The sequence below is a fragment of the Neobacillus sp. NPDC058068 genome, assembly GCF_042885335.1.
Taxonomy (GTDB): Bacteria; Bacillota; Bacilli; order Bacillales; family Cytobacillaceae; genus Neobacillus.
Genome location: NZ_JBHVSI010000010.1, coordinates 135,369 through 160,192, shown reverse-complemented (window position 1 = coordinate 160,192; position 24,824 = coordinate 135,369). Strand labels below are relative to the sequence as shown.

The 24,824-nt window shown below is 40.6% G+C and carries 29 protein-coding genes; 19 read left to right on the top strand and 10 right to left on the bottom strand.

Annotated elements, in window-relative coordinates:
- Positions 1-51 precede the first annotated feature (51 nt).
- Both ACFVSW_RS13630 and ACFVSW_RS13625 read left to right on the top strand, forming a co-directional pair.
- Positions 52-318 (top strand): phage holin, encoded by a 267-nt coding sequence (locus tag ACFVSW_RS13630; RefSeq protein ID WP_387316812.1) that lies wholly within the window; start codon positions 52-54, stop codon positions 316-318.
- Between the two features lie 119 nt (positions 319-437).
- Complete coding sequence (locus ACFVSW_RS13625) at positions 438-1,652, top strand: MDR family MFS transporter (protein ID WP_387316810.1); 1,215 nt, start codon at positions 438-440, stop codon at positions 1,650-1,652.
- Between the two features lie 75 nt (positions 1,653-1,727).
- Here ACFVSW_RS13625 and ACFVSW_RS13620 read toward each other — a convergent pair whose 3' ends face one another.
- Complete coding sequence (locus tag ACFVSW_RS13620) at positions 1,728-2,672, bottom strand: aldo/keto reductase family protein (protein ID WP_387316807.1); 945 nt, start codon at positions 2,670-2,672, stop codon at positions 1,728-1,730.
- Positions 2,673-2,872: 200 nt separating this feature from the next.
- On the opposite strand from ACFVSW_RS13620, the gene ACFVSW_RS13615 reads away from it, so the two are divergent.
- On the top strand, positions 2,873-3,085 hold the full coding sequence (locus tag ACFVSW_RS13615; protein WP_387316805.1) for a hypothetical protein: 213 nt from the start codon (positions 2,873-2,875) through the stop codon (positions 3,083-3,085).
- Between the two features lie 18 nt (positions 3,086-3,103).
- Here the strand turns inward: ACFVSW_RS13615 and ACFVSW_RS28080 are convergent, their stop codons facing one another.
- Entirely contained in the window at positions 3,104-3,346 is a 243-nt protein-coding gene (locus tag ACFVSW_RS28080) for a YczF family membrane protein (protein WP_483872048.1), read from the bottom strand.
- 146 nt (positions 3,347-3,492) lie between these two features.
- Here ACFVSW_RS28080 and ACFVSW_RS13610 point away from each other — a divergent pair, with 146 nt between their 5' ends.
- The 3 genes from ACFVSW_RS13610 to ACFVSW_RS13600 are packed head-to-tail and all read left to right on the top strand — an operon-like array spanning position 3,493 to position 7,420.
- Positions 3,493-5,076, top strand: coding sequence for a spore germination protein (locus ACFVSW_RS13610; RefSeq protein WP_387316944.1), 1,584 nt, complete (start codon positions 3,493-3,495; stop codon positions 5,074-5,076).
- Positions 5,076-6,284 carry a Ger(x)C family spore germination protein gene (locus tag ACFVSW_RS13605; RefSeq protein WP_387316802.1) on the top strand — a complete coding sequence of 403 codons (1,209 nt, stop codon included), beginning with the start codon at positions 5,076-5,078 and terminating at the stop codon, positions 6,282-6,284. The genes ACFVSW_RS13610 and ACFVSW_RS13605 overlap by 1 nt, the downstream gene beginning before the upstream one ends.
- Before the next feature lie 23 nt (positions 6,285-6,307).
- Positions 6,308-7,420: a GerAB/ArcD/ProY family transporter gene (locus ACFVSW_RS13600; RefSeq protein ID WP_387316801.1), complete on the top strand. Its 1,113-nt coding sequence runs from the start codon at positions 6,308-6,310 to the stop codon at positions 7,418-7,420.
- Between the two features lie 40 nt (positions 7,421-7,460).
- On the opposite strand, the gene ACFVSW_RS13595 is transcribed toward ACFVSW_RS13600, so the two are convergent.
- From ACFVSW_RS13595 to ACFVSW_RS13585, 3 genes are all read right to left on the bottom strand, one after another.
- On the bottom strand, positions 7,461-9,110 hold the full coding sequence (locus tag ACFVSW_RS13595) for a PAS domain-containing sensor histidine kinase (RefSeq protein ID WP_387316800.1): 1,650 nt from the start codon (positions 9,108-9,110) through the stop codon (positions 7,461-7,463).
- Positions 9,111-9,257: 147 nt separating this feature from the next.
- A complete protein-coding gene (locus ACFVSW_RS13590; RefSeq protein WP_387316797.1) occupies positions 9,258-9,764 on the bottom strand; it encodes a GNAT family N-acetyltransferase in 507 nt (168 codons plus the stop codon).
- Between the two features lie 185 nt (positions 9,765-9,949).
- Positions 9,950-10,102, bottom strand: coding sequence for a YpzG family protein (locus ACFVSW_RS13585; RefSeq protein WP_387316795.1), 153 nt, complete (start codon positions 10,100-10,102; stop codon positions 9,950-9,952).
- A 224-nt stretch (positions 10,103-10,326) separates the two neighbouring features.
- Here ACFVSW_RS13585 and ACFVSW_RS13580 point away from each other — a divergent pair, with 224 nt between their 5' ends.
- From ACFVSW_RS13580 to ACFVSW_RS13570, 3 genes are all read left to right on the top strand, one after another.
- The gene (locus ACFVSW_RS13580) at positions 10,327-10,776 is read left to right on the top strand and encodes a MaoC family dehydratase N-terminal domain-containing protein (RefSeq protein ID WP_387316794.1); all 450 of its coding nucleotides are present in this window, start codon (positions 10,327-10,329) and stop codon (positions 10,774-10,776) included.
- Positions 10,773-11,174: a MaoC/PaaZ C-terminal domain-containing protein gene (locus ACFVSW_RS13575; protein ID WP_387316792.1), complete on the top strand. Its 402-nt coding sequence runs from the start codon at positions 10,773-10,775 to the stop codon at positions 11,172-11,174. The genes ACFVSW_RS13580 and ACFVSW_RS13575 overlap by 4 nt, the downstream gene beginning before the upstream one ends.
- Before the next feature lie 382 nt (positions 11,175-11,556).
- Positions 11,557-12,420, top strand: a complete 864-nt coding sequence (locus ACFVSW_RS13570; RefSeq protein WP_387316789.1) for a GNAT family N-acetyltransferase — start codon at positions 11,557-11,559, stop codon at positions 12,418-12,420.
- Between the two features lie 54 nt (positions 12,421-12,474).
- On the opposite strand, the gene ACFVSW_RS13565 is transcribed toward ACFVSW_RS13570, so the two are convergent.
- Together ACFVSW_RS13565 and motA are read right to left on the bottom strand one after the other, a co-directional pair.
- The gene (locus ACFVSW_RS13565; protein WP_387316786.1) at positions 12,475-13,233 is read right to left on the bottom strand and encodes an OmpA family protein; all 759 of its coding nucleotides are present in this window, start codon (positions 13,231-13,233) and stop codon (positions 12,475-12,477) included.
- A complete protein-coding gene (motA, locus tag ACFVSW_RS13560) occupies positions 13,217-14,014 on the bottom strand; it encodes a flagellar motor stator protein MotA (protein ID WP_387316784.1) in 798 nt (265 codons plus the stop codon). The genes ACFVSW_RS13565 and motA overlap by 17 nt, the downstream gene beginning before the upstream one ends.
- A gap of 109 nt (positions 14,015-14,123) precedes the next feature.
- Between motA and ACFVSW_RS13555 the strand changes: the two genes are divergently transcribed.
- From ACFVSW_RS13555 to ACFVSW_RS13545, 3 genes are read left to right on the top strand one after another with little or no spacing between them, the layout of a single operon-like run.
- Entirely contained in the window at positions 14,124-14,561 is a 438-nt protein-coding gene (locus ACFVSW_RS13555; protein WP_387316781.1) for a YaaR family protein, read from the top strand.
- Between the two features lie 29 nt (positions 14,562-14,590).
- Positions 14,591-15,430, top strand: a complete 840-nt coding sequence (locus tag ACFVSW_RS13550) for a flagellar hook-basal body protein (protein WP_387316779.1) — start codon at positions 14,591-14,593, stop codon at positions 15,428-15,430.
- A 4-nt stretch (positions 15,431-15,434) separates the two neighbouring features.
- On the top strand, positions 15,435-16,208 hold the full coding sequence (locus tag ACFVSW_RS13545; RefSeq protein WP_387316776.1) for a flagellar hook-basal body protein: 774 nt from the start codon (positions 15,435-15,437) through the stop codon (positions 16,206-16,208).
- 41 nt (positions 16,209-16,249) lie between these two features.
- On the opposite strand, the gene ACFVSW_RS13540 is transcribed toward ACFVSW_RS13545, so the two are convergent.
- Entirely contained in the window at positions 16,250-16,699 is a 450-nt protein-coding gene (locus ACFVSW_RS13540; protein ID WP_387316773.1) for a PilZ domain-containing protein, read from the bottom strand.
- Between the two features lie 144 nt (positions 16,700-16,843).
- Between ACFVSW_RS13540 and flgM the strand changes: the two genes are divergently transcribed.
- From flgM to ACFVSW_RS13515, 5 genes are all read left to right on the top strand, one after another.
- The gene (flgM, locus tag ACFVSW_RS13535; protein WP_387316770.1) at positions 16,844-17,125 is read left to right on the top strand and encodes a flagellar biosynthesis anti-sigma factor FlgM; all 282 of its coding nucleotides are present in this window, start codon (positions 16,844-16,846) and stop codon (positions 17,123-17,125) included.
- A complete protein-coding gene (locus tag ACFVSW_RS13530) occupies positions 17,118-17,588 on the top strand; it encodes a flagellar protein FlgN (RefSeq protein WP_387316768.1) in 471 nt (156 codons plus the stop codon). Before flgM ends, ACFVSW_RS13530 begins: the two co-directional genes overlap by 8 nt.
- Positions 17,589-17,600: 12 nt before the next feature.
- Positions 17,601-19,034, top strand: coding sequence for a flagellar hook-associated protein FlgK (gene flgK, locus ACFVSW_RS13525; protein ID WP_387316765.1), 1,434 nt, complete (start codon positions 17,601-17,603; stop codon positions 19,032-19,034).
- Between the two features lie 19 nt (positions 19,035-19,053).
- Positions 19,054-19,932, top strand: a complete 879-nt coding sequence (gene flgL / locus ACFVSW_RS13520; RefSeq protein WP_387316763.1) for a flagellar hook-associated protein FlgL — start codon at positions 19,054-19,056, stop codon at positions 19,930-19,932.
- Between the two features lie 173 nt (positions 19,933-20,105).
- The gene (locus ACFVSW_RS13515) at positions 20,106-20,927 is read left to right on the top strand and encodes a flagellin N-terminal helical domain-containing protein (protein WP_387316760.1); all 822 of its coding nucleotides are present in this window, start codon (positions 20,106-20,108) and stop codon (positions 20,925-20,927) included.
- A gap of 52 nt (positions 20,928-20,979) precedes the next feature.
- Here the strand turns inward: ACFVSW_RS13515 and ACFVSW_RS13510 are convergent, their stop codons facing one another.
- On the bottom strand, positions 20,980-21,909 hold the full coding sequence (locus ACFVSW_RS13510) for an endonuclease (RefSeq protein WP_387316758.1): 930 nt from the start codon (positions 21,907-21,909) through the stop codon (positions 20,980-20,982).
- 189 nt (positions 21,910-22,098) lie between these two features.
- Between ACFVSW_RS13510 and ACFVSW_RS13505 the strand changes: the two genes are divergently transcribed.
- Positions 22,099-22,464, top strand: coding sequence for a flagellar protein FlaG (locus ACFVSW_RS13505; RefSeq protein WP_387316756.1), 366 nt, complete (start codon positions 22,099-22,101; stop codon positions 22,462-22,464).
- Positions 22,465-22,520: 56 nt separating this feature from the next.
- Positions 22,521-24,065, top strand: a complete 1,545-nt coding sequence (gene fliD, locus ACFVSW_RS13500) for a flagellar filament capping protein FliD (RefSeq protein ID WP_387316754.1) — start codon at positions 22,521-22,523, stop codon at positions 24,063-24,065.
- 19 nt (positions 24,066-24,084) lie between these two features.
- On the opposite strand, the gene ACFVSW_RS13495 is transcribed toward fliD, so the two are convergent.
- Positions 24,085-24,783: a glucosaminidase domain-containing protein gene (locus tag ACFVSW_RS13495; protein ID WP_387316753.1), complete on the bottom strand. Its 699-nt coding sequence runs from the start codon at positions 24,781-24,783 to the stop codon at positions 24,085-24,087.
- Between the last annotated feature and the right edge of the window lie 41 nt (positions 24,784-24,824).

The following is a 24,824-nucleotide window of genomic DNA, read 5'->3' as shown; positions in this document are numbered from 1 at the left end:
GCATAAGTTAAATAGAAAGCTTATTTAACAAATTGGAAAGGGGATGGGATGATGATTAACTGGAAAGTACGCTTTAGAAACCGAAACTGGGTAATCGCGTTTATTTCACAGCTGATGATTGTCGCACAATTAGTTTTGGCGGGGTTACATTCATTAGGGATAACTGATTTTCAATTAACAGATGCCATTCAGAGTTATATCATTACATTAGCGAATGCCGTATTTGTTTTGCTGTCTATGCTGGGGCTCGTTCAGGACCCAACTACAAAGGGCTATGGCGACAGTGACCGGGCGTTAAAATACGAAGATCCAAATTAATCTTTTCAAGTCAGCTCCCTAGGGAGTTGGCTTTTTTTATAACAATAAGAAAATTCTTTACAATTTTTATGCAAATTGGTTAACTAGATAGGTACCTAAAAAAGTGTGAGGCAATACATATGATGAAAGTTAAAAACTATATTAGACAGTTTCATCCGATTGTCTGGGTTTTGTTAATCGGCACGGTGTTATCCAGGGGCTCCGCGTTTATGACGCTGCCGTTTCTATCAATCTATTTATCAAGACATATGGACCTGTCACCGATTATTATCGGGATAACTGTCGGGATGAGTCCGTTAATGGGGACGGTGGGGGGATTTATTGGCGGCCACTTATCAGACAGGTTTGGTCGTAAACCGATCATGCTCGTCTCGTTGTTTATGGTAGCATTTGTTTACTATGGGTTCACTGTGGCAACAGGACAAGGATGGTTTATCTTGTTAAACGCCTTAAACGGGCTTAGTAACTCGTTCTTTGAACCAACAGCACAAGCGTTGATGGCTGATTTAACGGAAAAAACGAAGCGAATGAAGGTGTATTCGTTACGATATACCGCGATGAATATCGGTGCATCTGTTGGTCCGCTTATCGGTGCGTATTTAGCTAGCACCTCAGCAAAGTTGTCCTTTGCGATAACGGGGACAATCTATTTGCTTTACGCACTTGTTTTGGTTTACTTTTTACAACGGCTTGTCGTGCCGGTATCGCAAGAAGAAAATAGCAAGAAGGTTGTATCCTTTGGCGCTGCCTTTCGGATTATTAAAACAGATAAGGCGTTACGATATTTAATTATCGGCATCATTTTGGTCAACATGGGCTATGTTCAAATTGATTCTAACTTGCCGCAAATATTAGAAGGAACCATCGAAAATGGCGTATTTATTTTTTCGATGCTGATTACAATAAATGCGGTAATGGTTGTAGTCCTGCAGATGCCGATTAGCCATCTTGCTGAAAAATTCAAGATAATGCAGGTCATGGTAGTTGGTGCTGTTTTCATGGCGGTAGGATTGGTTGGTTTTAGCTTTGTCAGCGGCTGGGCGACCGCTATAGTTGCCATCGTCTTATTAACCTTGGGAGAAATATTAATCTTTCCTTCCAACAGCATGATGATTGATCAGCTTGCCCCGGAACATTTGCGCGGCACTTATTTCGGAGCCGCCCAATTCCGGAAGATTGGGAACTTTCTCGGACCGGTATTCGGCGGGTATCTGCTTAGCCATTTCCAAGGACAAATCATGTTTTGGGTAATCGCACTCGTAACGCTCGGAAGTATCATTTTCTTCACTGCCGGTAATAAATTCAGAGTTACAAAAGCGGAAGAGACAGTTTAACTGAAATCTGCCAAATGCGTCTTAAAAAATAAACATGAAATGCCTCTGGACATAAAATCCAGAGGCATTACTATGTTATCTTAAAATATCCTCGATTGTTGCAAGTGTTTCCGCGCTTAATTTCACACCGGAAGCTTTAACGTTTTCTTCGACTTGCTCTGGACGGCTTGCACCCACTAATGCGCTTGCGACATTACTTTGTCTTAAAATCCAGGCGAGGGCAAGGTTGGCAAGCGAAAGATCATTTTCTTGGGCCACTCCTTTTAATAGCTCTACTTTATCGAGATTTTCGTCGGATAAAAATCCAGATAGGCTGCTGTATTTTTCCTGTGCTCCGCGAGTACCCGCTGGGGCCTTTTCACCCTTTTTATATTTTCCCGTTAAGACACCTTGTGCAAGCGGCGACCAAACGACCTGCCCGATTCCATGCTTTTCGGAAACTGGAAGGACTTCTTTTTCAATATAGCGCTGCAGCATGCTGTATTGCGGCTGATTGACCACAATCCGGTCGAGAAGCTTCTTATCAGCGAGATGTACCGCTTCGGAAATTTGTTCGGCCGTCCACTCACTTACACCCACATATAGCACCTTTCCTTGGCGGACAAGATCATCTACGGCACGCAATGTCTCGTCGAGCGGTGTTTCAGCGTCAAATCGATGGCAATAATAAATGTCAACATAGTCCGTGTTCAGACGTTTTAAACTTGCATGGCATTGTTCGATGACATGTTTGCGCGATAACCCTCTGTCGTTTGGTCCATCGCCCATTGGCCAAAATACCTTCGTGGCCAATACATACGAATCACGGACATACTTCTTAAGAGCCTTGCCGACGACAATCTCGGCTTCACCGCGCATGTAAACATTGGCTGTATCGAAAAAATTTATCCCTAAGTCGTACGCTTTGTCAATCGATGCAGCTGCATTTTGTTCTTCCACATAACCACCATATGTAAGCCAGCTGCCCAAACTAATTTCACTTACCTTCAACCCTGTTTTTCCTAAGCGGCGATATTCCATGATTATTCCCCCTTGAAAAATTTCGTAATCCAAAATAAAAGTACTACATGTAGAGGCAAAATGTCTACTGTTTTGCAACTTTTCTGATAAAATAAGGGTGAGAAAGTAATTGTAAAAGAATGGTAAGCGTAACATAGTTGGTACTTCTTTAGTTGAATCTCGAATAGGATGAATCATCTATTTGAAAAGGGGTCCTTAATATGTCATTTTGGATAACTATTTGTGGACTATTTTTTGGATTACTGCTGATCATCGAGGAATTAATCTATTTTAGTTGGAATCGATATGTGTACGGACCGAATTTGGAAAGGAAAATGAAACGAAAGAAAAGAATCAAGTGGCTGCTAGCTCTTTTTAAAAGGAAAGCACCAGCAGAAATCCATGAAACAAATCAGAAAGAAAGCCCAATGTAAAGCGGGCTTTCTTTCCATTTAATTAGAGGTAGTACTGCTCTTCCGTTTTTTAAAGAAGGACATGATTGCTTTAATGAAGAAAAACAAAAAAAACAGCGTGACAATGATATATTCCGCTGGTTCCATCACTCTAAACGGATTGAGAGCCTTCCAAATTATTCCCCTTTTTGTAATTCCCATCAAAATGTCTAAGCCGATAATTAAGCACAACAAAGCAAGAGCTAAAGAAATAGTTACGATGAAAAGTTTCAACCGCGTCACCTTCTGAATGTAATATTTTTATTGTTTTGTTCCTAGCAAATTAATATGCAGGGATAATTGGAAATCCTTTGGGTAATCTATCCAATATTGATAAATAATTTTAGTTTAGCTAAAGTGAGGCAGAAATTGTGTCGATTTTGTCTAAAATGTTGAAAAATAAACAAAAAAAACGGCAGAACGATAATTATAGGCAGCAGCAGGATCCACAAAAACCGGAAGAGCAAGGTATTCTCAGGAGTTATCTAGACAATGTTTCACGAATAAAGGTTGAATTAGGAAACAGTACGGATTTAGTGTTCCGTGAATTTACGATTTGCCAGCACAAGGGAACCGTTGTCTATATTGATGGCTTAGCAGATGAGAAACTGATTTGCGACTTTTTTATAGAATCCTTGTCGGATGAGGAACTCGATAGCCGGCAAGAACCTTTTCAGGTAATGGCTGATAAAGCAGTAGGCCTGGGCAGCTTCCAGATTGCAACTGAATGGAATCAGGTATTTGATTCCATTCTCTCGGGAAATACTATTTTCTTTTTAGATGGCTACAATAAAGCCATTAATGTTGAAACGAAGGGTTGGGAAATGCGCGCCATTACCGAGCCCTCAACGCAATTATCGATTCGCGGGCCGAAGGATGCGTTTACCGAAACACTCCGGGTAAATACAGCCCTAATCCGAAGACGGATTAAAAGTCCGAATTTATGGCTGGAAACAATGAAAATTGGGATGGTGTCGCAAACGGATATCGCCATTATGTATATAAAAGGAGTTGCCAATGAAAAAATAGTTAAGGAGGTAAAGGAAAGGTTAAAGAGGATCAATATGGACGCAATCCAATCGTCGGGTCATATTGAACAATTGATTGAGGATGAAGCCTGGACAACCTTTCCGACCACGTACCATTCAGAAAGACCGGATGTAGTGACATCGCATATCCTTGAAGGCAGGGTTGCCATAATTGTGGATGGGACCCCGTTTGTTATCACGGCCCCGGCTGTCTTTATTCAATTTTTCCAGGCGCCGGATGACTATTATTCCCGCTTTGATATTTCCACAGGAATTCGTATTTTACGAATATTGTCCTTCTATATTGCTATTATTGGACCCGCTATCTATATTGCAGGGACTACCTTTCATCAAGAGATGATTCCAACCACGATGGCGATTGCGATTGCAGCTCAGCGTGAAAATGTCCCTTTTCCCGCCTTTGTAGAGGCGTTAATTATGGAGGTAACCTTTGAAATATTAAGAGAGGCAGGGTTAAGGCTCCCACGGGCGGTCGGGCAGGCTGTATCCATTGTCGGTGCCTTGGTTATCGGACAAGCTGCCGTTCAAGCAGGTTTTGTTTCTCCCGTCATGGTCATCGTGGTTTCAATCACGGCGATTGCCAATTTTTCAACACCGAGTTTTGCGATGGCGATTGCGGCACGGTTAATTCGCTTTTTCATGATGGGATTGGCGACTATGTTAGGTTTTTATGGTGTGATGTTGGGGCTGATGTTTTTGTCGATTCATTTATGTTCATTGCGTTCCTTTGGAATCCCTTACATGATGCCGATTGCACCATTTAATTTTCGAAATCAACAGGATGTCTTTGTCCGTTTCCCCATTTGGGCAATGAAAAATAGGCCGAAGTTTATTAGTCAGGGAAATATGATAAGAACAGGAGAACATCAAAAACCCGGTCCTCCAACACAGGAAGATGGTAAAGCTCCAAAAGGTGAATCATGATGAGAAAGTCTTTTATAACAGCTTTAATAATCGTCATGTGTTTACCAGTCCTAAGTGCCTGTTGGAATCAAAAAGAATTGACCGATCTTGCATTTGTCATGGCGCTGGGGATTGACAGGGGCAAAGACAATAAGTTTAACGTTTCCTTCCAAATCGTTATTCCTGGTAATGTTTCCTTAATGCAAGGCGGGGGAGCGGGTCAGGGCCTGCCAATTGCGATTTATTCCAGTACCGGCGACACGTTAACCGAAGCAGCAAGAAGTGTGACCAAAAAAGTTTCACGCCGGTTATATTATGCGCACACCAATTTAATCGTCTTCAGTGAAGAAATTGCGAAAAATGGACTTCTTAACATCATGGATGCACTCGACCGCGACCCGGAATTTAGAACCACAACGCAAATGGTCATTACGAGAGGAACTCCTGCAGAAGTATTGGTTTCTTCACTTGCTAATCTCGATAAACTGCCAGTCAATAAGATTACGAAAGAGATTAAAGTGACAGAAGCGATGTTGGGTGAGAATATGCAAATCAATATCGATGATTTCCTAGCCGGGCTCGTCAGTGATGGAATAGAACCAGTAGTCAATGGCTTTCGAGTGATTGGAGACATCGAAATGGCCGGGAAAGCGAAAGACCTGCAAAATACAAAGACAAAAGCGATTCTTGCCGCTGATGGTTTAGCTGTCTTTAAGAAGGGAAAATTAATTGGCTGGATTGAACACGAAAATGCCCGTGGGGTGGTTTGGATTTTAAATAAGGTTAAAAGCACGGATGTGAATATAAATTGGAATGGAAAAAAGAAAGCGATAAGTATGGCGACAATCCGAACAAAAACAAAGGTTTCGGCAAAGGTTAACAAGGGGAAACCTGTCATTCAGATCGCAATTGAAGATGAGGGCTGGATTAGCGAAGCAAATACCGATGTAGACTTAACAAACCCAAAAGAGATCGAGAAAATTGATAAACTAATTGAAAAAGAAATAAAGAAACAAATTTTAACCACTGTAAAAGAGGCACAGAAAATGAAATGCGATATATTTGGCTTCGGTGAAAGGGTTCACAGAAAAGACCCGAAGCTTTGGAAGAAAATAAAAGCGAATTGGGATGAGCAATTCGCCGAACTTGAAGTGAATGTGAAGGTAGATTCCTATACCAGAAGAGAAGGGATTCGAACAAATCCATATTGGAAAGACCTCAAACAATAAACCCTTAGCGAGGGGATTGAGCCATGGAAAAGGCAAAAATTAAAGCATCGCAAATGTTTATCCTGATTGTCTTGTTTGAAATGGGCAGTGCCATTCTGGTTGGTCTCGGCACCGATGCGAAGCAAGATGCTTGGATCGCCATTTTGTTAGGATTGGCAGGGGGGTTATTGCTTTTTCTTGTTTACTACCTTCTTTTTTCCTACTATCAGGACCTGCCGCTAACAAGTTATCTTCAAATAATAACGGGAAAATGGATTGGACGATTTCTAGGTTTTTTATATATTGTTTATTTCATTTATTGCGCCGCTAGAATTTTACGAGATTTTGGCGAGCTATTAGCAACAACCATCTACACAAGTACTCCACTAATCGTGATTAATTCCTTGATGATCATTACGATTATTTATGCCATTCATAAGGGGATAGAGGTGATTGCAAGAGTCGGAGAGCTCTTCTTTGCGATTATTTACTTAATGGCAATTGGCGGCATACTGCTTGTAACCGTTTCCGGGTTAATCCATCTCGAATTCCTCCTTCCAATCTTAGAAAATGGCTGGAAGCCTGTGATAAAGACGTTTCTTAGTGAAACTCTTACTTTCCCGTTTGGGGAAATGATTGTCTTCACGATGCTGCTCCCGTTTTTAAATGACGCGAAAAAGGTCAAAATTGTTTGTTTCGGGGGGATGGTTTTGGCAGGCGTAAATATTGCGATTACTGTAGCGATCAATGTTGCTTCTTTAGGTCCAGAGCTGTTTACACGGTCGAATTTTCCCTTATTGACGACGATTGGAAAGATTCAATTAGCCAATTTTATCGAGCGTCTTGATGTGCTCTTTATGCTCTATTTAGTTGTCGGCGGTTTTTTTAAAATCGCATTATATTTTTATGCAGCAGTGGCAGGTACTGCCGATATATTCAAATTTAAAAACCAGTACAGCCTTAGTTTTCCGATCGGGTTCATTATTTTATTTGCATCGATGACAATAGCAACCACCTATGCGGAACATGTCAAGGAAGGGCTCCATGTAGTCCCGATATATTTGCATTGGCCTTTTCAAATTATCATCCCATTTATGTTACTTGTCATAGCATTCTTTCGAAATCGGAAAAAGAAAAAATCAGCAAGCGCAACTTAAAAAACTGCCAGTGCACTTATAGCACAAGGCAGTTTTTCTACTAATTAGAGTTATTTTCGTGATTTTGACAAATCGGCAGAATCACTTCAACAGAGGTTCCTTGATTTTTTTCACTTTCAAAACGAATCGTCCCTTTGTGTGTTTGAACAATTTTGAAGCTGACCGTTAACCCTAAGCCTGTCCCTTTTTCTTTTGAAGAATAGAAAGGCTCGCCAATTTTTTGTAACCTCTCCTTAGTAATTCCGCAGCCATTATCCTTTACGGTAATTAGAACCTTATCGCCATCAACTTTTTCTAACCCAATCGAAACGGTGCCGCCATTTATTGTAGCCTCAATCGAATTCTTAATAATATTAATAAACAATTGTTTTAGCTGATTTGGCTCGCAATCAATCATAATGTTTTCTTTAGGAAAAATAGACTCAATTTGCACATTATATAAACTTGCCTCGGTGCTTAATAACGAGACCACGTCCATCAGCAGCTTTTGAATATCTGCATTTGTGAATTTTAGAACCTGTGGTTTTGCCAGCAGCAAAAGCTCACCGACAATATGATTGATGCGGTTTAATTCATCCAACATGATTTGATAGTAAAATTGATGTTTTTTATCTTCCATCTGCAAAATCTGAACGAAACCCTTAAGCGAAGTAAGTGGATTGCGGATTTCATGGGCGACACTTGCAGATAACTCCCCGACAACGGACAGCTTTTCCGTTCTTCTAAGTCGCTCCTCTGTTTTCCGCAATGAAGTCAAATCTTTTCCGTACCCAATGATGCCAGTGGTAACACCATTAATAACCATCGGAACAGATGTACATTGTAATGTAATCGTTTCACCAAAAGCATTTGGTAATTTAATCTCATACATGAGCGGTTTAATTTCTTCAATCACTGAAGAGAAAAATTTCTTCATGTACCTTTTATATCTTTTCGGTAGAAAGGTATTGATATTCCTGCCAATCATGTCTTCCCGCTTATAACCGGTAATCCCCTCAAATTGCGGGTTCAAGTTAGTAATAACCCCATCCAAATCCATCATATAAACAATATCCGGACTGTATTCAAATAATGATTTATACTGCTGCTGGCTTTCGGTTAATTGTTTTGCCATCTTCTTCTTTCCGGTAATGTCACGGCCAATAATCACTAAACCCTCTCTGCTGCCGTCAGGGTTAAACAGGGGAACCTTGATGGTGTCAAATATTTTCGAAGAGCCATCGGGAACGGGGAGGACTTCTTCAATCCTGGTTATCTCACGATTTTCCCAAGTTTCCTCATCAGATATTTCACAGTATCGAAGGGCATCGGCATAAAAGTCGGTATATTCGGCTAACTCTGAATCTTTTTTTCCGCGATAATCGACATTTTCCAATTGAAATAAGTGCAAACCAAAGTCATTCGCTTCAATCCATCTGCCATCGCCATCTTTAAAATTAACGAAATCGACCATCGAATTGATTAACGTGGATAGGCGCTTTTGATCTTCCTTCGATTCATGTAACTCTTCTTTCTTATTGATGAAAAAGTAAATAAATCCGCCTGTTACAAGGATATACAGGATTTCTTTACCTCTTTCGACAAGCTCGATGAAGGAGGAATGTACATATTGTTGTATAATATAGTTGGAACCATATATCCAAATAAAACTAGAAATAAAGTAGATGATGACTAGCTTCTTTTTATGCATGAAAATCTCCAATTCCTCCAAGGATGCTGTTTTTCCCAGAATGATAGAAAAACTATGATTATACACTATATAGTACTAAATAATGATGGATATTGGAATATGTCAAAGATGGAAAAAAATGAATCGTGTTTTGATTGGGAAAATTTATTATTTAGAAATTCTTTTCCCAAGGATAAGTAAATCTCGCTCCACACCCTCTAGTTCCGCAACATTAGGAAGATGTGCCCAGGTTTCAAAACCAAAGCCCGAGAAAAGTTTAATACTTGGTTCATTATGGGCAAAAATAAACCCAAGCAAGGTTTTGATTTCGAGCTTAGGGCAGGCATCGAGAGCTTTTTGAATTAAGAATTTTCCAAGCTTTCTGCCCCGGAAATCAGGATGAATATAGATACTGACTTCCGCAGTGCCGTTGTAAGCGGGGCGGCCGTAGAATGATTGAAAGCTGACCCACGCACAAATATCGCCTTGGCATTCAACAACCCATAATGGCCGGAAATCTGGGGAATGGTCGTTAAACCATTGCACACGGGATTCAACAGAAACTGGTTCCAGGTCGGCGGTAACCATGCGGCTTGGTATGGTTGAATTATATATATTTATAATTGCTGGCATATCACTAAGAATGGCATCTCTAATTGTGAAGTCTTCAAACATAATTGCTTTACTCCTGTTCTTTTTTATTTCATTATGTTATCGTTTCGTCCATATAATATCAATATAAAGTTTGGGCGAGATAAAAAACAGAAAGGCCTTTTCTCAGGTACTATATTCGAGAAAAGACCTTATCTGATCATGACAGTTTAAACTATGGCTGCCACTTTTCGTTTCTTGCCAAACAATTACCAGCGATGTGCTTTGGCATTGCTTCTTAGGATAATATTGGTTGGCGTCCTCATTGTTTGCCCGTTCATTTGCGACTTGGTATGTTTAGTTCTTGTCCAAGTGGAATGAAAAAGCTGTGAGTGTGGATCTAAATGATCTTTGTAGCTCATCAAATCACCTCATCAAAGGATTTAGAAACGATGATATCCTCTTAGGAATATCGCTTTTATTATTTGTATTAAGCCGGAAATTAGTCAGGAATGGCAAAATAGTTGAACTAAAACTTGTTTTATCTGAAATTTCAAAATAAAATGAGATCTACGAGGCAAGGATGAAATTCATAAGTATGTTGCCGGCGGACCAAAAAATTAATTTTCTCGTGAGGTGAAGTGACTTGTTTAAAGACCAGATTGGCAAGCTCTCAACCAAAGTAAAAAATGCAGTTGAAAGAGGTGCGGTAAAGAAATTTGCCGAAGCAATCGGTGACCTTCATCCGATATATGTCGATGAAGAAACGGGTAGACTTTCTAGATTTAAAAATAATATCGCCCCGCCGACATTTCCAAGAATATTTGATTATGGTGTGATTGAAGGATTTAACCTGCATATAAAAGGCTTGATTCATGGCGAACAAACGTTTCATTACGAAAGACCATTATTGGTTGGGGAAGAACTTTATTGTTATAGCAAGGTTAAGAATTATTTTGAGAAAAAGGGCAACTTTGGTGAAATGGGCTTCCTTGTCCTTGAAAACTACGGCGAGGATTTGGAAGGAAAAATAATTTTCAGTTCAAGCTCGACAATTGTGATCTCCGAAGCGGTAAGGAAGGTGTTAACCAGATGAGTACGGTTGCGGAATTACAAGTTGGCGAGTCGCTAAAGGAAATTCAACTCAAGCCTGTTTCAAGGCTGGACTTAATTAAGTATGCCGGTGCCTCAGGGGACTTCAATCCGATTCACACGATTGATGAAGAGGCAGAAAAAGCGGGCTTGCCCGGCATCATCGCCCATGGCATGTGGACGATGGGCAATCTAGCCAAGCTTTTTACCGAGTACTATGAAGAAGGTTTCATCCAGGATTATTCCATCCGCTTTAAAGGGATGGTATTTTTGAACGATTGTATAACCCTTAAGGCGACGTTAAAGGAAAAACAAGAAAATTTGCTCCGATTTGCCGTTCAAACCATGAACCAACAAGGGAATGTGGTTTTAAAGGGGGAGGTTGTCTATCGCCAATACTAACGGCTGTAGACGAACGCTAAGTGGCTGCTTGAGAAACCGCCAGTAAATGGAGGACTTGCGACAGTTGGGGTAGGTTATGCGACAGTTGGAGAGGGATCTGCGACAGTTGAGGGCGGTTATGCGACAGTTGGAGGGTGCTATGCAACAGTTGAGGGAGGTTACGCGACAGTTGGAGAGTGTTATCCGCGAGTAAACGAGTGCTATCCGCGAGTAAACGAGTGCTATCCGCGAGTAAACGAGTGCTATCCGCGAGTAAACGAGTGCTATCCGCGAGTAAAACAGTGTTATCCGCGAGTAAAAGAGCTTTATCTTCGAGTAAACGAGGGCAACGCGCCAAGTTAACGGTTTTATTTGTATTTCACCATCGAAGGAGAGAGACAAAATGGCTATTATTTTTAAAAAATTAACCGAGTGCAAGATTGAAGATGCGATTACTGCCTGGAATCGAGGATTTGAGGGCTATTTTGTTCAGATTGAGATGACCGCGGAGACATTTTTTCAGCGTTTTATAAATGAGGGCCTGTCGATGAACTTGTCGCTGGTTGCCTTTGACGGGGAGGAACCTGTGGCGATTATCTTAAATGGGGTCCGCACAGTTGACGGGAAAAAAACAGTCTGGAATGGTGGAACGGGCGTCGCCACCTCCTACCGCGGGAAAGGCGTCTCCAAGCAGCTAATGGAGGAGACGTTCAAGCTGTATGCCGAAGAGGGAATTGAAGTGGCCACACTGGAAGCCATTAAGGAAAATGAACGGGCGATTCGTTTATATCAAAAATATGGCTATGAAATCATCGATTCGGTCGTATTTTTAAGTGGAGCTGTAGAATCCCAATCCGTCGTGGTTTCGTCGATAATAATAAAACCAATCCGTCCGGAGCAGCTCAAAACAATTCCATTTTATAAAGAAAATGTCCCATGGCAATGTCAGTGGCAGAGTGTAAGGTCGGGGGAAGCGCAGGTTTATTATGCAGGCGGGGACGAACCGCTTGGTTATTGTTTGTTTAGAAGAATATGGAATCAAGAAGGGCTGCTGGAGAAGGTAGTCATCTACCAGCTTGAACTAGTTTGTGAGTTTACTAACGAAATAATCAATACAATTATGGCGAGCATCTGTGCCGAGGCAGACATTAAGGTAAACATCATGACCGTCAATGCCTCCGTATCAAATCCGGTAACGCAATACTTAATGGAAAATGGATTTTCGACAGCGACGGAGCAGGTGCAAATGGTCAAACAATTTAACTAATAAACAAAAAAGCCAAGCTCAACCATTCAAGGAGAGTTTGGCTTTTTCAACTAACTAGCTATTTCGTAAAATTACAATATTCACCCGGCGATTGATCTGTTTATGCTCATCAGTATCATTAGGAACGAGCGGTTTGAATTCACCGTAGCCAGCAAACTGGAGGCGTTCTTTGGCAATATTTTTTGCTTCAAAATAATGGAGCACACTGACTGCCCTGGCCGAGGACAGCTCCCAGTTTGAGGCGTAATTTGCATTGTTGATTGGCACATTGTCGGTATGTCCTTCAATACTGATTGGGTTCGGGACTGTTTTGATTAAGACAATAATGGCATCCAAGGTTTGATTCGAACTATCCTTAAGAGTGGCTTTGCCGGGATCGAACAGGATGACTTCCTTAAAGGTAATTTCCACTCCCCGTTTCGTATCTTGCAAGGTAACATCTGCTTGCAGGTGGCTGTCGGCAATAAATTTTTCAATTTTGCCTTTCAAATCTAGAAGCTCGGTCTCTTCTTTGCTCGGACCCGGTGCCGCACCCTGTACCGGCTTCGGTTCTTTCACATCTTGATCCGGCAAGTCCTTATTTGGCGGCTGAACAGATAATCCTGCATTACGATTATCGATTTTCGTCCCCGTTAATTCCGATTTGAACGATTGCATAATCGACATAAATTTCTGTTTATCGACCGCGCTCGAGGCAAATAGAACAATAAATAAAGCCAGTAGCAGCGTCAGAATATCGGCATAGGGGATCAGCCACGATTCATCAATATGTTCTTCATGTTCATCATCAAAATTTCTACGCTGTTTTCTCATGTGCTTTGTCCTCGGTTTTCTTATCTAGCTTTTTCCGTTCCTTTGGCGCGATATAAACCGTTAATTTCCGCTCAAGCGCACTTGGCGAAACCCCTTGATAGATCGCTAACAGCCCTTCAATGGTCAACAGCTTTAATTCTTGTTCCCGTTTGGAAATCCGTTTTAATTTATTGGCGAGTGGATGCCATAATACGTATCCGGAAAAAATACCTAATAAAGTGGCGATGAAAGCCGCGGAAATAGAATGACCAAGTTTTTCAACATTATTTAAGTTTCCGAGTGAGGCAACGAGTCCAATCACGGCTCCGAGCACGCCTAGTGTCGGGGCATAGGTCCCTGCTTGGGTAAAGATGAGCGCCCCTGTCTTGTGGCGTTTGCTTACCGCATCAACTTCATCTAAGAGAACTTCTTCGATGAAATCTGCTTCATTGCCATCAATAATCATTTCCAAACCGTTTTTAAAAAAAGCATCCTTTGTTTCGCCGGCGATTTCCTCTAGGGCAAGAAATCCTTCGCGCTTTGCAACCTCCGCACATCTGACTAAATTGGCTGTTTGTTCTGCCATAGATGGAAGTTTAGGTTCGAAAAAGGCGATTTTCAAGAGAATAGGGAACTTTTTTATTTCACTGAGAGGAAAAGCGATAAATAGCGCTGCTGCCGTCCCGCCAAAAATAATTAATAATGCAGCCGGATTATTTAAAGCTGATAATGAGGCTCCCTTTAAAATCATTCCAAACCCAATAGCGAGTAATGCAAGCAAAATTCCAATAATCGTCGACATTATTTTCTCCTTTAAAAGTAGAATAAATAGATTTATAATGTTATTGTACGTGAATCGGTAAAATTCGACAATTCCTTTTGAAAAATATCATAGAGAGGGGACATTCCGTTTGAAGATTCAGCCGAACCATGGAGTGAACCAGGAACGTTTTTTTTCCACAAGAGAAAAAGGAAAAGAAACACTGTCCTTTCATCATATTTTACAAGAAAAACAAACCACACTTTCCAAAGACCGCCTGCAAACTCTCTTCGATGAGCTTGAACAGTATGGCTCGTATTTAAGTCGTTCCCGGTCTTTAAAGGATTTAATCGCCTATAAGCAGACGATTCAAGCATTTTTAAAGGAAGTGGCCCAGAACGGGGTAGCGATTGAAGAACACATCGGTTCCTATCCAAATGGGCGGGAAAAGCGTTTGAAGTTGATCAAACAAGTCGATCACCAGCTGCTGGAGCTTTCCGACCTCGTGTTAGACAAGCAAGTGTATCCGATTGAATTGCTCCAGAAAATGGGCGAAATCAAGGGGTTATTAGTGAACCTCTATTTATAGATATTTTAAAAGTGAGAGGGGCACGAACAATGCTTCGCGGAATTGAATCTGCAGCATCAGGGATGATTGCGCTGCAACGAAAGCAAGATGCGTTAACCAATAATTTGGCCAATGCCGAAACACCTGGCTACAAACAGGATGCCAGTCCATTACGGGCGTTTCCGGAAATGCTGCTGGAGCAAATACATAATCAAAATTCAGCGCCAGGAAGAAAAATCGGCTCTTTAACGATGGGGGTCTATAATCAAGAAACATTAGCTTTGTTTACTCAAGGCAGTCTTGTCAGTTCAAACAGCCCGTTTGATGTCGCCATCAATGATTCTCAGCTTGCGCCAGTTCTAACCAACAATAAATACATTAAACCTTCTGTCTTATTCGCCGTCCAAACAGCGGATGGCGGTTTTCATCTCACGAGAAATGGAAATTTTTCTGTTAATGCCAGCGGCCAGCTGTCGACCTCGTCAGGCGATTTGATTTTAGGACAAAATGGGGCGCCAATTTCTGACCCAGAATTGGCTTCTGGTGATGTGGCAATCAGCGACAATGGCGATATCATCCTCCATCCGAATGACGGCGCGCGTGCAAAAACAGTCGGCACACTTGGTCTGGTTGTTGTCAATGACCCTGCTAACCTCGTGAAAGAGGGGAATGGCCTGTTTACGATTAATGGCGGGAGCACTGCGATGATTGCCAAGACTATGCCGGAGGGTGTGCAATTACAACAGAAGATGCTCGAACAATCGAATGTCGATATCGGTCAGACGATTACTGAAATGATGGCCAATATCCGCCTGTATGAGGCAAACCAAAAGGTCCTGCAAGCCTATGATAAAACATTGGAACAGTTGAATACTGTGGGAAGGGTATAGTCGAATGAATACATCCTTATATATTGCCTCAACAGGAGTCCGGGCCTATCAAGGGAAACTGGATAATATTGCGAACAATATTGCCAATGTCGATACGACAGGCTATAAACGGCGGGAAGCATCTTTTTCTGATAATCTTGCCGTCTCGATCCAAAATCAAACTGAGCAGCAAAAGGAAATCGGACGCACTTCCCCTCCAGGGATTCGGACTACCTTCGGCTCGAGGATTGCAGCAACGGCACTGGATACAACCCAGGGGACGCCGCTAGAAACAAATAATCCTTTTGACTTCATGATTGTCGGCGATGGATTTTTCCAAGTTCAACGAACAACCGGAAATACGACGGAAACTTTGTATACCAGAAACGGAGTCTTTCAACCAATGGCGCTTGGGAATGGCCGTGTCCAGCTGGTAAACTCCCAAGGGGATGTTCTGCTTGATCAAAATGGGAAGCCGATTGAATTAACAAGCGGCGAAAATTTTCAGGTGTTAACGGACGGGATGATTGCCGGAAGCAGCCAGAAGATAGCGATTATGACAATTGAAAATCCGCAGCTGTTAACCGATGAAGGCGGTGTTTCCCGGCTCAGCGGCGGAACGGTTTCGCTTTCCAATTCGGTGAATCTGAAACAAGGCTACCTCGAATCCTCAAACGTCGATTTAAACAAAGAAATGACCGATATGATTAAAGCACAAAGGGGATTGCAGGCCAGTGCCCGTGCCCTTAGCTATGCCGATCAAATGCTGGGAATAGCCAATGGAATAATGAGAACGTAAAAAAACGCCCGCATCAAAAGTGCGGGCGTTCTCTAACCATTTCATTGAGCAATTTTCCTTGATAACGATGTTAATTTTTTTTGTAAATTTTCCTCCATTGCAGGATTGAGAAAAATGAATTTAATTCCATACTGGTCACGGTTGGAAGCAACGGTTTGCTTTCTTTTTACCATACCTTCAAGTAAAAATGTCTCGTCTTCAAGGGTGAAATAAATAAGCAAAAGCGATTTTAAAGTCAGGGAATCTGATTTTGTCTCAATTCTAATTCCAGTCGTGCTGATATCACAAATAATCGCGGCTCCTCTTGTAGAGGAATACAGTGGTTGAATGTTACACATTTTATTATTTACGTATAAACGATAGGCTTGCCGTCTATCAATACTATTTTCTTGTACCTGTGGTTGTCTTTTTCGATTATTCTTCAGCAACATTACAAGCATAATCACGATTATAGAGACAAGCACAAAAGAAAGGAACAGTAGTATGTACATGTAATTTCATCCCCTGAATGCGTTTTCTAGGTAAATAGTAGCATTATTCTCGGAAGAAGAAAAGGAGAAGTTTTCCACTAACCAAATAAAACAAACCTGCCGATACATATGAGTAGAGGAATCGATGGAAAGGAGCGGATCGTTGTGAAAATCAATAACGTCAATCAAGTTAATCGGATTGGTGCTGCTTACAATGCCCATCAAAAAAATAACGAGCAGCCAAAGAAGGCTGCCGGTGACAAAAAGGCGCAATTCGAGCAAGTAGAATTATCGAGCGAGGCGCAAAAGCAAATCCAACACGAAAAAGCAGAGAAAATCGCGCACTTGAAACAGCAGATTGCAAGTGGAACGTACCAGGTTGATAGTGGGAAGGTCGCTGAAAAACTACTAGCTTTTTGGAAGTCAGGAGCAAAAATCGATGAATAAACTTACAGAAGCTTTGCAGACACTGGCAAACCTTCACGAAACCTTATTGGAAACAGCGAAAAAGAAACAGCAAATTTTAATCAGCGCCGAGCTTAATCCGTTATTATCTGTTTTAGCAGAAGAGTCCAAGCTGATTAAAAAAATTCAGGAAGCGGAGCAAAAGCGAACGGCGATTTTAGGCGAACAAGCAAATCAGCTATCGCTTGCTGAATTAATCGAACGGGAGCAGGACAACGCGCTAAAGCGGGAATGGAGGGAGCAATTTGCTCAGCTAAAGTCTTTATTTGCGGAAATCGAGCGGGTCAATCAGACGAACCAGCAATTAATCGAGCAATCGTTAACATTTACAAACTTTATGATCGAACAGATGGTGCCTTCATCGGACGGTACGGGTGTATACAGCCCAAAAGCAGGCACACAGGAAACGCGGGAATCTGTTCGTTTTTTTGATGCAAAGGCATAGGGGTGAAGAAAAGTGGGTTCAACTTTTGGGGGATTAGAGATTGGTAAACGGGCGATTTTAGCGCAACAGGCGGCTCTAAATACTACGGGGCACAACATTGCCAACGCCAATACAATTGGCTATACAAGACAGGATGCGGTTATGAAGGCAGCCAATCCGTATGCCTATCCGGGCATGAATAACAGCACCGCGCCGCAGTCGATCGGGACAGGCGTTGAAGTATCCGAGCTCCGTAGGATTCGTGATCATTTTTTAGATGGACAATATCGGATTGCCCAGCAGGCAGCGGGCTATTGGGATGCGAAAGCGAAGGCGCTCACAAGCATTGAGGGGTTATTTAATGAACCATCTGATTCAGGGTTGAGCATGATGCTTGACCGGTTTTGGGGAAGCTTTCAGGAGCTGGCCAAGAACCCTGATAGTTTAGCGTTCAGAACGGTTGTTGCTGCGAATGGGAAGGCAGTGGCGGACAGCATTCAAGCGATTTCACGGGGAATTACCCAAATCGAAACCGATTTAACGAAGGATGTATCATTAAAAGAAGCGGAGATTAATACTTCGATAAAAGAAGTGGCTGACTTAAATAAACAAATTGCCCTGCTGACGGCAACAGGCCAGCAGCCCAATGATTTATTGGACAAACGGGATCTATTAATTGATAATCTATCGAAATTAGTGAGTGTTCAAACTGCTCCAGGTCAAAATGGCATGGTCGTCCTTAAGGTAGGCGGCGTGGAAATTGTCAATAGCACCACAACCAGCACATTTTCAGTAAACCCACAAACAGGCGAGACGATGGTTGGTGGGACTGCCGTTACCTTAGATGGCGGCGAGATCAAGGGTGCTCTAGATATATTGAACGGAACAGAAGCATCTAGTATTCCATCATTAAGAAGAAATTTGGATCTATTAGCTGGTGCGATTGCTTCACAAATGAACAGCCTGCAGACAAGCGATGATGCCAGAAATTTAGATGATATTGCGGCGCAAACGCAGGTGGAAAAAGTATTGTTTTTTGTCGATAAAGACGATCCGACCCAGCCGCCTAGAGATGCTGCCAACATGATGGTGAATCCTAAAATATTTGCGTCACCTGGAACAATCGCCGCAGCAAAATCTGATTTCGCTGGCGACGGCTCCAATGCGAAAGCAATGGCCGATTTGCAATTCCAAAAGATTGATATAAATGGTAGTCAAACGACGATTGGTGATTTTTATCGGTCCATTGTGGGTCAATTAGGACTTGATGTCAACGGCGCAATCCAAGCAAGTGATAGTACAGCAGCTGTGGCGCAGCAAGTGGACAACCGTAGACTGTCGATCTCCGGTGTTTCGCTTGATGAAGAAATGACCAATATGGTTCGCTTTCAACAAGCCTACAATGCCGCGGCAAAATATGTTTCCGCCGTTAACGATATGTTAGATAAATTAATTAATGGCTTATAGCGAGAAATGAGGGTGTAGGATGCGGGTAACACAGCTTATGGTGACACGGAACTTTAACCAGAACTTACAGCGGAATAACACGGCAATTGATTCATTGCGCCAGCAAATCTCGTCCGGGATGAAATACGAGAAAGTATCCGATAATCCCATGGCAGCCATGAAAGGATTATCACACCGCTCTTCGATTATGCAGCTAAACCAATATCAAAATAATGCCCAAGACGGAATCGACTGGCTCACCGCCGCCGATGATGCCTTAGATAATGCCACCACCGTGCTTCAGCGGATTAAGGAATTGACGGTTAAAGCTAGCAACGATACGACGGATGAGATTGATCGAAAAAGTATTGCCACTGAAATTCGCTCATTAAAAGACCAGCTAGGCAGCATTGCCAATACTGATTTTATGGGAAAATATCTTTTTTCGGGCATGGACCAGAGTAAGGCGCCTTATAGTAATGGAGGACTGCAAAATGTTGTGCAGTCTGGGATGAATTGGGACGTCGGTCAAGGTATGTCAGTGAGTGTAAATGTGAACGCTAACTCGATATTCGGCTTTTCTGTGGATGGGAAAAACTTATTCGAAACCCTGGATACACTTGTGCAAACATTAGAGGATGGGCAGAATCCAAATAATCTATTGGGTGCAATCGACAAGCAAATGGACAATGTTCTCACCCAGCGGACGATTGTTGGTGCCAATCAGAACTTGCTAGAATTAGCTGCCAATAAACTAGATCAAGCCAACTTCCTGCAGCAAAAGATGTGGTCGAAGGTCGAAGATACCGATTATGCCCAGGCTTATATTGAATTAACGGCGCATGAGACAGCATTAAAAGCTTCGTTGTCTGCTGGGGCAAGGCTTATGCAGCCGACGTTGGTAGATTTCTTGAGATAAATAGAAAGATCTTGGAAAAACTCGCTGAAATTGGCGGGTTTTGTATTTTTAATACAAAAAAATACAAAGATAGATAAAATATTTTAACTTTCCCCTCTACACTTTTAAAAACTCTGTCGATACATAGATATAGAGAGGAAGAATTTCCTTATCATACAAGGGAGGTACATAACATGAGAATTAATCATAATCTTTCAGCAATGAACACGTATAGTCAGTTATCTAAAAATGAGGCAGCACAAAGTAAATCACTTCAACAGTTATCCTCTGGTAAAAGAATTAATGGTGCAGCAGATGACGCTGCAGGTTTATCAATCTCTGAAAAAATGAAAAATCAGATTCGCGGTTTAGATCAAGCATCACGTAACACACAAGACGGTATTTCCATGATTCAAACTGCGGATGGTGCTCTTGGTCAAATCCATGATATTCTTTCAAGAATGAGAGAATTAACCGTTCAAGCACAAAATGGCTCAAATAATGCTGATGAACAAGCAACAATTAAAGCTGAGACTACACAGTTATTAACAAATATTGACGATATTGCTAAAAATACAAAATTTAATGGAATTGATTTAACTAGTAGTACAGCTAAATCCATTACAATTCAAACTGGTGCCAACACAGGTGAGACAACTGCAATAGACTTTGGTAAGACAAAAGCAGACGTAGAAACTCTCGGGCTAACTGATTTCGACCCAGGCGCCGCAGCAACACCTCCTACAGGTCCACTAGCTACATTGGATAAGGCTATTAAGGATGTTTCAACTGCTCGTTCTTACCTAGGTGCTACACAAAATAATTTACAATATACAGCAAATAATGCAGAAACTATGTCACAAAACTTCTCTGCTGCTTCTTCTCGTATCACAGATGTTGATATGGCACAAGCAGTTATGGAAAACAGCAAGAACGGTATTCTTGCACAAGCAGCACAAGCAATGCTTGCTCAGGCCAACCAACAACCACAAGGCGTACTGCAACTTCTTCGTTAATAAATCTATTTATAGAGGAGATTCTAGTTTATCTAGAATCTCTTTTGTTAATTTACCCCAAAGGATTAATTCTAAAGCATAGATACACAATATTACTATAAGTTAATCCTGTAGCTTTTTTGATTAAATTTAGGTGATGCCAGTGTTTCGGATTTAACATAATTTTATAGGTTTTTGTAGGAAGTGGTTTTCTTAATGGAACAATTCTATTCTTATAAAAATCTATGTAAGAATCATGGGAGATAATTATCTTATAAAGATAAGGAAGAACATTTAGTTGCTGGTTAATTTCCAAAGTTGGCTTGTTAATTTGTATATCAACGGGAAGATAAAAAGTTGATATTTTAGGAGGAAGCTCTGCCACATTTTTATTAATATTGATTATTTTTCGTTTCATGGAGGGGTTCATATACTGGTTAGTTAATCTGTTGAAATATAAGATTTGTGGCTGGTCGTACAGTAACAAACGGTTTTGGCCATCTAGTGAAAAGTGCAATGAAAATCTGTCATTTAAAAGGGCTTGAAGATGATGGTTTTCATTTGTCGTAAAATTATCGGTTGATAAAATAATCTTTCTCGGGATTCCATTTGACATTTTTAGATGCCCATCATCCTGATACCACCATGCAAGAGTTTCATCATTTAAGTACGATTCTAGATAACTAAAAGGAATTCGTTTTACTCTTTCAGGATACCAAAGCTTTTCAAGCTCCGTAATAATATTACTAGTTCTGGACTGAACAACATAACTTTCAGTGAAGCCCTTTCTTACCCGGTCATCGTTTGTTCGTTTATATTTTGGCGGGTTTAATGGAATAAAATCTTTTAATTGTAAATAACAATAGTTTGCCCAATCATAATCATCCAATTTATGAATATATTGAAATCTTGGTTTTCTATCAAGTTGCTTCGTTATACAACCATCTCCCAGTAATTTCCCGCATATTTGTGAGTGAAATCTGCTACTAATTTCATATTCCATGCTTTTTATCCTCTTTTAACAGAATATATGTTCTTATTATAACATAATTTAAAATGAATACCAAATAATTGTAACTTCTCAACTTTTTATACAAAAATGCCGATACTTAGAAGTAGTTACTATCCATCTAGATTGGAAATTAATATTTATTTACCTGCTTGGAAGATATAGAATAAGGAGAAGAGTACAATGGAGATTACCCAGGGCTCAACAAATATTCAAAATAAAGCATTGCATACTATCAAAAATAACAATGAAAATATCCTTGTAATAAACAATGGAAATAAGAAATTTGAAGAGGAACCATACAAAAAAATCACCTCACCAAAAGAGGTTAACCAAGTAGAAATCAAAAACGCATTAAATGATTTTAATAAAGTCTTCAAACCAAGTCATTTAGAGTTTCGACTTCACGAAGCATCTGGAAAATATTTCGTTAATATTATTGATGATGGCACACAAGAAGTACTTAAGCAAATACCATCTGAAGATTTTTTAGAAATGGTTGCTGCTGCAAAGGAACAACAAGGAATAATAATTGACAAAAGAGTCTAGTATTTTGCTTTGAAATAAGGATAAAAAGTATATAGAAATGTGTGAGGTGAAGGTAAATGAGTAATTCCTCAATAACTAGAATAACAGGTATGGCTACAGGTTTAGATACGGATACGATTGTTAAAAAACTGATGAATGTTGAGAAAATTCCCCTGGATAAACTTATACAGAAACAGCAAAAGCAAATGTGGTTAAGCGATGCCTTCCGGCAGTGGAATAAAGATTTGTTTTCATTTAATACAAATACATTGTTTAACATGAAACTTTCTAGTGCGTACAATACTTTTGACGTTTCTTCCAGTCAATCAAATTCCGTTTCTGGAACGGGTACTTCAAGTGCGGTCCCAGGTACTTATACTGTAAAGGTAAATAATGTAGCTGAATCAGCGACATTTACTGGAAAAGATGTTCAATTGAAACCGGCTCAAACATTGTCTGAAGCTGGGCAATTGGCAGACAAGACCACAATTAAGATTAAGGTTTATAATAATCCTAATGATTCGTCAGCCTTTCAATTTGCTGATATTGCGATTGATCCAGATGATACAATCAATAATGTTGTTTCCAAAATTAATAGTTCGACAGATGCCTCTGGTAAAAGCCTTGGGTTACAGGCGATATATGACGCAAATTTAAAACAATTTATCGTAAGGTCAAAAGCCACGGGTGAAAATATAAAAGTTGAGATAAGTGATGATGGAACGACAGAGAGCCAAAATTTATTAAATAACACGCTGAAGATTGGAACAGGGAGCCAAAATGGGAAGGATGCTGACATTTCTTTTAATGGAAATCAAGTTAAAACAGCCTCGAATAATGTCGTAATAATGGGAATTAGCCTTTCTTTAAAAAGTCCAACATTGGACTCAAACGGCGTACCTATTACAAGTACGATTACTGTTTCACAGAATATTGATACAGAAGTAAAAAACATAAAAGATTTTATTGATAAGTACAATGATCTTTTAGATAAATTAAATAAAGCTAATGATGAACCAGTTTATAAAGATTTTCTGCCACTTACGGATGATCAGCGCAGTGAAATGTCCGAAAAACAAATTGAACAATGGGAAGCAAAAGCGAAAAGCGGCCTGCTTCATGGTGACAGTATTATAAAAGATATTGTTAATAAAATGCGAAATGTGATGAACTCAATTGTGGGGAATGGCAGTACTTATAATTCTCTGTTGGCACTTGGAATTTCATCAAAAGGCTATCAAGATAAAGGGAAACTTTATGTGGATGAAACAAAATTACGAGCTGCCATACAAGCAGACCCTGATGGAGTAAGAAATTTATTTTCGCAAATTGGTGATAATGAAAAAGGGACAAATGGACTAGTACACCGACTTTCCGAAACGATGACACAGGGAATTAATGACTTAACAAAAAAAGCGGGTTTAACTGGTGGTTCACAATATGATCAAAGCGTTATTGGAAAGTTGCTATCAAACATTCAAAAAGATATTACCCGTCAAAATGATCGACTGAATAAAGCAGAGAACCAATATTATAAACAATTCGCCGCAATGGAAGCAGCAGTTAATAAGTTTAACTCTCAGGGTTCATGGCTGTATTCACAATTTAATAGCGGACAATAAAAGAAAAGGTCGATTTCACTTATGCGAAATCGGCCTTTGTTAGTTTTTCAAAGTAATGCTGTACGCCTGACACCCAAGCGTTATTTAATTGGTTTGGGTCGTTGGCGGCGCCGATTGGTGCGTATTTTGCGCCGATTTGTGCAATCGTCATTTTACCATCGTCCAAATAATTTTCCCTTAGGTTTCGGGCCATATCAAAAATGCTTTCTTCAACAGACGCATAGGTCTTTAAGCCATTTTTCCCCATCATTCCCGCAACGTTATGTTTATAATTAGCCGCATTTGAACTGCCGTTTCCTGTCTCGTGGATGGAAATAGCGGCAAGCAGTGCCGGGCTAATTTGATACATTTTCCCTGCTTCGACAAAGATATTTCCTTTATTTTTTAAAGCACCTTTTAACTGGGAATCAAGTGTGCCGGCATCTACATTTTCATATTGTACAGGTGTTCCGCCCACTAAAGTAGACAGCAATTCTTCGACGCTGTCAGTATTAATCGAGTTGGAATTTATTCGTAAATTAATCGGATTCATCTTAAAGAAATCAGCAATTGACTCGCTGTTTCCGCCATCCATTTTGGCAAGTTCTGCTTCGAGAATTACTTGGGTCAGCAGTGAGGAAAAAGAACTACCTGTTGTTTTATCAGCAGTTGCCGCCTGGCCATTATTCGAAATAGTCTTATTCAATATCTGATCAGTAAGCAAGGAATTTATATTCATGAACTTCTTTCCCTTCAAACAAGCATACCCTTCTATTCTAC